Source organism: Devosia insulae DS-56, assembly GCF_000970465.2.
Lineage (GTDB): Bacteria > Pseudomonadota > Alphaproteobacteria > Rhizobiales > Devosiaceae > Devosia_A > Devosia_A insulae.
The window spans coordinates 1-8,071 of the sequence record NZ_LAJE02000260.1; the positions used below are offsets into that span (position 1 = coordinate 1).

Sequence of the window (8,071 nt, forward strand, 5' to 3'; positions counted from 1 at the left end):
AGCGCAGGGCTATCGCATAGGAGCACTGACAGTAGTTGGGTGGCCTTCTCCCCTTGTGGGAGAAGGTGGCCGAAGGCCGGATGAGGGGTCCGCGCAACGAAGTGTAGCGCGGTCGGAGCGTAAGCGACGAGCGGCTGGAGTGCGCGGAGAGAGACCCCTCATCCGCCCTTCGGGCACCTCGCGGCGAGGGCGAACGCCCTCGTCCGCTGACCACAAGGGGAGAAGGCACTCACACAATGGCCGGTGGCTTTCCATATGCGATAGCCCTGCCCGCAAGCGGGAGAGGGAACCCCGACTGCCCGTATTGTTGATTGGTTGAACGTCACCTACCCCTCGATCATCGGCGCATTCGCCTCCTCGACGCCCGCCCGCTTCAGTCGATCAAGCGTCGCAACGAGCAGTGTCGTGTCCGGGCAGATGATCAGGCGAGTCATCTTGCCCCAGCGGATATGGACGGCGTGGATCCCCTGATTGGTGGTCACCACGCCGTCGGTGCCGGAGTTGCGCTCCCGCCACTCGACCACCGCCAGGGTGTTCCACGGCGTGCCGCTGACGGTGATACGGTCGATATCGAAATGGATGTCGGGCAACAGCCGATAGAGCCGCGCGTACCAGCTCCTGGTCTGGCTGAGCGAGGTGCGACGCCCGCCCAGTGCACCCGTCCCGAGGAAGATGTGCTCGAAGCTCGGCGCGAAGCCATCGAGCACCGGCTGCGCATCGCCACGATTGACGGCATCGAACAGCCCGCTGACAACCCGTCGGACGATTGCATGGTACATCGGCACTCTCCTGTTTGCCGATGATATGGTGCTGCGATTGGCGGCCGCTAGGGCTTCACCAGTCCGCCGAAATAGTCGAGTGCGTAGGCCCCGACGCGGCCGACCTCGATCGCCTCTCGGCCATGGAAATGCGCGGCGTCGCCCGTCGAAGCGTCGCGATAGATGCCGTGCGGACCGCTCCATTCGAACCCGCCGAGGAAACGGCCCTCGGCATACATGGCGGAGAGCGCCGCCTTGATCGTTGCACCAGCCCGGCTGGCGTCGATCAGCTCCGGTCGCAGGATGTAGCCATAATAGTTCATCGCCCAGACCGGCTCATCGCGTAACCACACGGTTTCCTGTCCGAGGAAGTCGGTGCCGCCGAAATAGCTGTCGCGATAGGACCAATCGCCGTCGGCAAAGGTCAGGTCGTGGGCGCCGGTACGGCTGGCTGCGGCTTTGATGCCATCGCCGACATAGGTCTGGCGCTTGGCCAGCACGATGAACCGATCGAGCGCGACGATGTCCATTTCCGGCTCCCTACTGCGGCGGGCTGACTTCGCTGGCTCGCTTCCGCTCGAGGCCCAGCTTGTGCTCGCGGTAGATGATGAACAGGCCGGAGCCGACGACGATGGCGCCTCCTACCAGCATCTCGACGGTGGGGATATCGTGGAAGATCACGTAGCCGATCAGCACCGAGAGGATCAGCGAGGCATATTCGAACGGGGCGACCACCGACATATCGGCGTGGCGATAGGATTCGGTGAGCAGGATCTGCCCGATGCCACCGAAAATGCCGGCGCCGATCAACAGGGCGAACTGCTCGGTCGTCGGCATCACCCAGCCGAACGGCAGGGTGGCGAGCCCGAACACCGACGAAGTCAGGGAGAAGTACAGAACGATAGTGGCCGAGCGCTCGGTTTCGACGAGCTTGCGGACCAGCACCATCGCCGTTGCGGCGAATCCGGCCGCGACCAGCGCCGAAGCGGCGCCCAGTGTTGCGCCGCTCATATCGGCGATGCCGCCCGAAAACACCGTGAGGCGCGGCCAGATGATGATGATGACACCGACGAGGCCGACGAGCACGGCGCTCCAGCGATAGAGCCGCACCTGTTCGTGGTAGAATACGGCGCTGAACACCACGATCAGCAGCGGCGTCGCGTAGCTGATGGTGATCGCCTCGGCGAGCGGCAGTTGGGTGAGCGCGAAAAACCCGGTCATCATGCCGCCGGTGCCGACCAGGCCGCGCAGCAGGTGGCTCAGCGGGTGCTTCGTCGTGAGGCCGACGCCCAGTTCGCCCTTCAAGATCAGGTAGGCAATGATCGGCAGGATGGCGAAAAACGATCGGAAGAACACCAGTTGCCCGGCAGGTATGCCCTCGGAGGCCTTGAGCAGGCTCGACATCCCCAGGAACACGCAAACCGAGCTCAGCTTGAACGCAATTCCCGTCATGGCGTTCTGACGGAGCATTGGCGGTTGCGGCGACACTGGCGGGACTTTCGAAGACGGGAAGACGGACCGGAAAGGGTCCGCCTGCTAGTCTCGCGGGGTTCGCCGCGACGCGCAACCATCTTGCGCGCCGAACTCGGCTCTAGCCGTTCCCGGCACATCGGCTATTAGTCTTACTGAGACCAGTGGAGCGGCAATGAACGACGTCGTCGACATGACTGAAGCGGTCGAGACCGTCGTCGATAGCATCCCCATCATCGCGATGGTGCTCGCCGGCTTCTACGCCCTCGCCATCATCTGCGCGGTGCGGGAGATCAGCGTGTCGCGAACCTCGCAGGGCTCGATCGCCTGGCTGGTGTCGCTGGCCTTCCTGCCCTTCCCCACCACCATCGTCTACCTGGTGTTCGGCTGGAAGCATTTTGACAGCTACGCCCAGACCCGCATGCAGGTGCGCGCCTCGCGTTTGATCCGCAGCGAGGACCTGGCGGTGATCGACCGCGAGGCCGGGGCCCAATGGCCGGTGCAGCGCCGTGCCGCCGGCATGCCGTTCCTCGCCGGCAACACGGCGGAGCTGCTGGTGGATGGCGAGGCGACGTTCGAATCGATCTTCGAGGGCATCGCCGCCGCCAGAACCTACATTCTGGTACAGTTCTACATCCTGAAGGCCGATGCGCTTGGCCAGCGGCTGGCTGCCGCGCTGATGGAGCGGGCGCGTGCCGGGGTAGCGGTCTACATGCTCTACGACGATGTCGGCAGCAGCGGCCTCTCCCGCGAGTTTAAGGATCGGATGTGGGCCGAGGGCATCCGGATCTTCGGCTTCAACCATCGCCACAAGTTCCTCAGGCTGTTCGGGCCGATGCGGATCAACTACCGCAACCACCGAAAATCCGTGGTGGTGGATGGCAAGGTCGCCTGGACCGGCGGCGCCAATATCGGCATCGAGTATCTGGGCGAAGACGAGCGCTTCGGCGCCTGGCGCGACACCCAGCTGAAACTCGAGGGGCCGGCCGCATCGTCGGTGGCGCTGATCTTTGAGGAGGATTGGCTCTGGGCCACCGGCGAGGCGCTCAACTTGCCGCCGCCCGATCCGGTGGATGAACCGGGCCATGTTTCAGCGCTGGTGATGGCGACCGGCCCCGCTGACAAGCTCGAGGCCTGCGCCATCGCCTTCGCCGACGTGATCGGCAAGGCGCAGCAGCGGCTGTGGATCGTCAGCCCCTACTTCGTGCCGGATACCGACATGCGCACCGCGCTCTACGCGGCGATCCTGCGCGGTGTCGACGTGCGCATCATGCTGCCCGCCAAACCCGACCATCTGCTGGTCTGGCTCGCCAGCAACGCCCATGCCGACGCCATGGTGGAACACGATATCGCCATCTACCGTTACCAGAAGGGCTTCCTGCACCAGAAAGTGCTGCTGATGGACGACAAGATCGCCAGCGTCGGTACGGTGAACTTCGACAACCGCTCGTTCGCTATCAATTTCGAGATGACGGTGTGGATGCCGGACCCCAGCGTGGTCGTATCAGTGGAAAAGATGCTGGAAACCGACTTCGCCAACTGCCGCAAGGTGACAAGAGAAGAAGTGCTCAAGCGCCACCCGATCCCACGCTTCATCTCGCAGGCCGCCCGCCTGTTCTCGCCCATCCTTTAGACGTGGGCCTCAGGAACCAATGATCAAAGTCGCCTCATACAATATCCGCAAGAGCGTCGGCACCGATCGGCGCCGGCAGCCCGAGCGCATCATGAAGATCCTCGCCGAGATCGATGCCGATATCGTGGCGCTGCAGGAAGTCGACCGGCGCTTCGGCGAACGCGCCACGACGCTGTCGCCCGACCTGATCGTCGACTTCACCAACTACATGCCGGTGCGCTTCGGCATCCGCGAGCAGAGCCTCGGCTGGCACGGCAATGTACTGCTGGTGAAAAAAGGCATCGAGGTACGTAACCCGCAGCGCATCGAGCTGCCGTCGTTCGAGCCGCGCGGTGCGGTGATGGCCGACGTGGTGATCGGCGGCATCGCCCTGCGCATTGTCGGCATGCATCTGGGTTTGCTCGGCAATTCGCGCATGAAGCAGGCCGACGCCATCGTCAGCCATCTCGAAAAGCTCGAGCAGCACATGCCGACCGTGATCATGGGCGATCTCAACCAGTGGGCCGAGAACGGCAAGAGCCTCGTCGCCTTTGCGCGGCACCACGACGTGATCCCGCTGGGGCCGAGCTTTCACTCGCGCCGCCCGATGCTGCAGCTCGACCGCATCATCACCAGCCGCGATTTCAAGCTCGAAGCGGCAGGGGTGCATCGCACCGCGCTCGCCCGGACCGGCTCCGACCACCTGCCGGTCTGGGCCAGCCTGTCGCTCGATCGCGCCGAAGCCGCTGCTTAACGCTGGGCGCGGCTGGCCATTGACTTAGCACGCCGCTGCCCTGAAACAGCGGCGAACAGGACATTTCCCGATGACGCTCTCGCAACTCTCGACCCCGCTGACCAAGGACCAGGCCTATGCGCTGGTCGATGCCGTCATGGCCCGCGAGGATATCGCCATCACCGCCTCGGCGCACGAGAACGAGGACACCGGCGAGTGGGTGTTCGAGGCGACCTGCGACAGCGCGCCGGATGTCGAGGCCTTCAACCGGATCGCCCGCGAGACGCTGGGCGGCAATGTGAGCTTTGCCGTTGAGGCGATCGACCCGACGGTCAACTGGGTGGCGAAATCGCTCGAGGGCCTGCAGCCGGTGGTCGCCGGCGGCTTCTACGTCCATGGCAGCCACGAGGAACACCCTGCCCCATCAGGCCTCACCGCCATCCGCATCGACGCCGCCCAGGCCTTCGGCACCGGCCACCACGAGACCACCACCGGATGCCTCGAAGCCATCGACCGGGCACTGAAGCGCAAGCGCTTCCGCGCCATGCTCGATATGGGCACCGGCACGGGCGTGCTGGCCATCGCCCTCGCCAAGCGCACCCATTTGCCGGTGCTGGCGAGCGACATCGACCCGATCGCCGTGACCACCACGGTGGAGAACGCCCGCGACAACGGCGTCGGCCGCTACATCATCGCCATCGAGGCGACCGGGCTCGATCACCGGCAGATCGCTGCCGGTGCGCCCTATGACATGGTGGTCGCCAACATTCTCGCCGGCCCCCTGGTCTCCTTGGCGCCCGGCATGCGCAAGGTCACCGCCATCGGCGCCACGGTGATCCTGTCGGGCATTCTCAACACCCAGGCCAACCGGGTGATATCAGCCTATTCGCAGCAGGGCATCGTGCTGCGCCAGAGGATCGTGAAGAAGGAATGGACGACGCTGGTGCTGGAGCGGGTTTGAGCGAGGCCGACTGATAGAGACGGCCCCCTCCCATCCTCCCCCATGAAGGGGGAGGTGCCTCGCCGGTGCGTTTGGCACGATCGAAGACAGAGCCTCGCCTCTTCACCTCCCCCTTTATGGGGGAGGCCGGGAGGGGGCCGTCTGCCAGCAGTATCGCACGCAAAGCAAAGTCCCCGGACCTCACGATCCAGGGACTCATCAAAACAGATAGTCCAAACCCCGCGCTGACGCGCGTCGGTTTTAGTTCGGGCGCTTGGTCAGCGCGCCGAGCAGCAGGTGTTCACGGCTGCGACCGACGCTGCGGGTAGCCTCGCGGCCCCGCGCTTCGATGACGCTGCCGAGCGCCTTGCGGAAATCGTTCTTGCTCTCGGGCATCTTGTTCTCCCGGTTCCTTCACTTCAGTCGAGCTTCTCTCGACGTTCGGTATGTAATGCGGACAGAGCCCGCGGGTAAGTCGTTGTTGCGAAAGGCAGCCATGCCAATTGTGCAGGGCGGCTTAACAACGGGTGAATCGGCTCAAGGCCGCCACTCGTTCCGCGTCGGATTGGCGTGGAGGTATTGGGAGATGTAGCGCTGCGCCTGTCTGGTCCGGCCTTCGATCATCGATTCGAATACCCTGCGGAACAGAGTCTTTCGTTCAGTCATTTTGTTCTCCCTGAGGGAGCCCCGGCGTGCCAATGCCACCCGGCCGCTGAACCGGGAATGAATGGTCCGGCCTGGCTTTTGCGCCCCACCCTCCTCTGTTAGGGTCCGCGCCATTCCATTTTCCGGCAAATCATCATGACCGACAGCGACTTCGCCCCGACCGTCTACCAGAGCTTCAATATCCGCACCGATCCCAAGACCGTGGCGCCCCGCCTCAAAGCGCTGCGCGCGGCGATGCAGGAGGCCGGGGTCGATGCATTCCTGGTGCCGCGTACCGACGCGCATCGCGGCGAGATGGTGCCCGACAGCGAGGCGCGCCTCGCATATGTCACGAGCTTCACCGGTTCGGCCGGCCTCGCCATTGTCGGCGCAAAGAAGGCCGCGCTGTTCGTCGATGGCCGCTACACCCTGCAGGCGCCGGCCGAGACCGACACCAAGCTGATCACCGTGCTGGAGGCGAGCCAGGGCGGGCTGTCGCCAAAACTCGCCGATTTCGTGCCTAAGGACGGCAAGCTGGGGTTCGACCCTTGGCTGCATACGCCCAGCGAAGTCGCCGACCTCGAAAAGAAGCTGGCCGGCAAGGCCACGCTGGTGCCGGTTGCCAACCTGGTCGACCAGACTTGGGCGGACCGCCCTCTTCCGCCGAACGCCGCCATCGAGTTCCTCGGCCACAACCGCGCCGGCAAGACCGCGCCGGACAAGCTGGCTGAGATTCGCGCCACCATGGGCGAGGACAATGCCGACGCCCTGGTGCTGACGGTGCCGGAATCGATCAACTGGTTGTTCAACCTGCGTGGCCGCGACGTGCCGCACGTCCCGGTGGTGCTGTGCTTCGCGCTGGTGCCGAAATCCGGCATGCCGACGCTGTTCTTCAATAAGGAGAAGATCACGCCCGAGCTGCGCCACGGCCTCAAAGGGCTGGCCAAGGTTGCCGATGTCGCGACCATGGTGGCCGCTTTGCGAAAACTCGGCGCCGGCGACAAGCGGGTGATGCTCGACCCGGCGACTGTGCCGGTCGCTGTGGCGAACGCAATCAGCGGCGTCAGCGAAGCCAAGCTGATCGAACGGCGCGACCCCGTGCTGCTGCCGAAGGCGCGCAAGAACGAGGCCGAGCTCGCCGGCATGCGCGAGGCGCACAAGATCGACGGCGTGGCGATGGCCCGCTTCCTTCACTGGTTCGACCAAGAGGCGCCCAAGGGCAAGCTCGACGAAATCGGCATCGCCACCGCGCTCGAGAGTTTCCGGCGCGAGGAATCGGGGCTGGTCGATGTCAGCTTCGACACAATCTCCGGCGCCGGCCCGAACGGCGCGGTGATCCACTACCGGGTCGACGAAAAGACCAACCGGCAGCTGAAGCCCGGCGAACTGATGCTGGTCGATTCTGGCGCCCAGTATCTGTCGGGCACCACCGACATCACCCGCACCATGTTCACCGGCAAGGCCACAGCCGAGCAGAAGGATCGCTTCACCCGCGTGCTGCGCGGCATGATGGCGATCTCGATGACCCGCTTCCCCAAGGGCACCACGGGCGCCCAGCTCGATGTGCTGGCGCGGCAGTTCCTTTGGGAGGACGGCGTCAACTACAACCACGGCACCGGCCACGGCGTCGGAGCCTTCCTCTCGGTGCACGAGGGGCCAATCGGCATTTCGAGCCGCTACTCGGTGCCGTTCGAAGCAGGGATGATCACCTCGAACGAGCCCGGGTACTACAAGGCCGGCGCTTACGGCATCCGCATCGAGAATCTGCTCGTCGTGCAGGAAAGCGCTGTCGGCGGCGAGGGCAAGTTCCTCGAGTTCGAAACCCTGACGCTGGCCCCGATCGACCTGCGGCTGATTGACGAAAAGCAGCTGACCGGACCGGAAAAGGCCTGGCTGAACGCGTATCACAAGCG

9 protein-coding genes are annotated in these 8,071 nt (G+C 64.6%); 4 read left to right on the plus strand and 5 right to left on the minus strand.

Annotated features, from left to right (window positions below):
- Nucleotides 1–326 precede the first annotated feature (326 nt).
- Genes VW23_RS18480 through VW23_RS18490 form a run of 3 tightly spaced genes read right to left on the minus strand, consistent with a single transcriptional unit; the run spans nucleotide 327 to nucleotide 2,228 of the window.
- Nucleotides 327–779, minus strand: a complete 453-nt coding sequence (locus VW23_RS18480) for a nuclear transport factor 2 family protein (RefSeq protein WP_069911018.1) — start codon at nucleotides 777–779, stop codon at nucleotides 327–329.
- Nucleotides 780–826: 47 nt separating this feature from the next.
- On the minus strand, nucleotides 827–1,288 hold the full coding sequence (locus VW23_RS18485) for a DUF5680 domain-containing protein (RefSeq protein ID WP_069911019.1): 462 nt from the start codon (nucleotides 1,286–1,288) through the stop codon (nucleotides 827–829).
- Between the two features lie 10 nt (nucleotides 1,289–1,298).
- On the minus strand, nucleotides 1,299–2,228 hold the full coding sequence (locus VW23_RS18490; RefSeq protein ID WP_069911020.1) for a DMT family transporter: 930 nt from the start codon (nucleotides 2,226–2,228) through the stop codon (nucleotides 1,299–1,301).
- A gap of 175 nt (nucleotides 2,229–2,403) precedes the next feature.
- On the opposite strand from VW23_RS18490, the gene cls reads away from it, so the two are divergent.
- The 3 genes from cls to VW23_RS18505 all read left to right on the plus strand — a co-directional run bounded on the left by cls (nucleotide 2,404) and on the right by VW23_RS18505 (nucleotide 5,534).
- Nucleotides 2,404–3,861: a cardiolipin synthase gene (gene cls / locus VW23_RS18495; protein WP_244513649.1), complete on the plus strand. Its 1,458-nt coding sequence runs from the start codon at nucleotides 2,404–2,406 to the stop codon at nucleotides 3,859–3,861.
- Nucleotides 3,862–3,880: 19 nt separating this feature from the next.
- Nucleotides 3,881–4,594: an endonuclease/exonuclease/phosphatase family protein gene (locus VW23_RS18500; RefSeq protein WP_069911021.1), complete on the plus strand. Its 714-nt coding sequence runs from the start codon at nucleotides 3,881–3,883 to the stop codon at nucleotides 4,592–4,594.
- A 70-nt stretch (nucleotides 4,595–4,664) separates the two neighbouring features.
- A complete protein-coding gene (locus VW23_RS18505) occupies nucleotides 4,665–5,534 on the plus strand; it encodes a 50S ribosomal protein L11 methyltransferase (protein ID WP_069911022.1) in 870 nt (289 codons plus the stop codon).
- Nucleotides 5,535–5,774: 240 nt separating this feature from the next.
- On the opposite strand, the gene VW23_RS29675 is transcribed toward VW23_RS18505, so the two are convergent.
- Nucleotides 5,775–5,909 carry a hypothetical protein gene (locus VW23_RS29675; protein ID WP_257720968.1) on the minus strand — a complete coding sequence of 45 codons (135 nt, stop codon included), beginning with the start codon at nucleotides 5,907–5,909 and terminating at the stop codon, nucleotides 5,775–5,777.
- A gap of 141 nt (nucleotides 5,910–6,050) precedes the next feature.
- Nucleotides 6,051–6,179, minus strand: a complete 129-nt coding sequence (locus tag VW23_RS29680) for a hypothetical protein (protein ID WP_280138990.1) — start codon at nucleotides 6,177–6,179, stop codon at nucleotides 6,051–6,053.
- Between the two features lie 135 nt (nucleotides 6,180–6,314).
- On the opposite strand from VW23_RS29680, the gene VW23_RS18515 reads away from it, so the two are divergent.
- A partial coding sequence (locus tag VW23_RS18515) for an aminopeptidase P family protein (RefSeq protein ID WP_069911024.1) occupies nucleotides 6,315–8,071 on the plus strand: 1,757 nt, incomplete at its 3' end.

Bases quoted from the DNA above. Each gene is read 5' to 3' on its own strand.
- VW23_RS18480 (WP_069911018.1), bottom strand. From the start codon at position 779: ATGTACCATGCAATCGTCCGACGGGTTGTCAGCGGGCTGTTCGATGCC.
- VW23_RS18485 (WP_069911019.1), bottom strand. From the start codon at position 1,288: ATGGACATCGTCGCGCTCGATCGGTTCATCGTGCTGGCCAAGCGCCAG.
- VW23_RS18490 (WP_069911020.1), bottom strand. From the start codon at position 2,228: ATGCTCCGTCAGAACGCCATGACGGGAATTGCGTTCAAGCTGAGCTCG.
- cls (WP_244513649.1), top strand. From the start codon at position 2,404: ATGAACGACGTCGTCGACATGACTGAAGCGGTCGAGACCGTCGTCGAT.
- VW23_RS18500 (WP_069911021.1), top strand. From the start codon at position 3,881: ATGATCAAAGTCGCCTCATACAATATCCGCAAGAGCGTCGGCACCGAT.
- VW23_RS18505 (WP_069911022.1), top strand. From the start codon at position 4,665: ATGACGCTCTCGCAACTCTCGACCCCGCTGACCAAGGACCAGGCCTAT.
- VW23_RS29675 (WP_257720968.1), bottom strand. From the start codon at position 5,909: ATGCCCGAGAGCAAGAACGATTTCCGCAAGGCGCTCGGCAGCGTCATC.
- VW23_RS29680 (WP_280138990.1), bottom strand. From the start codon at position 6,179: ATGACTGAACGAAAGACTCTGTTCCGCAGGGTATTCGAATCGATGATC.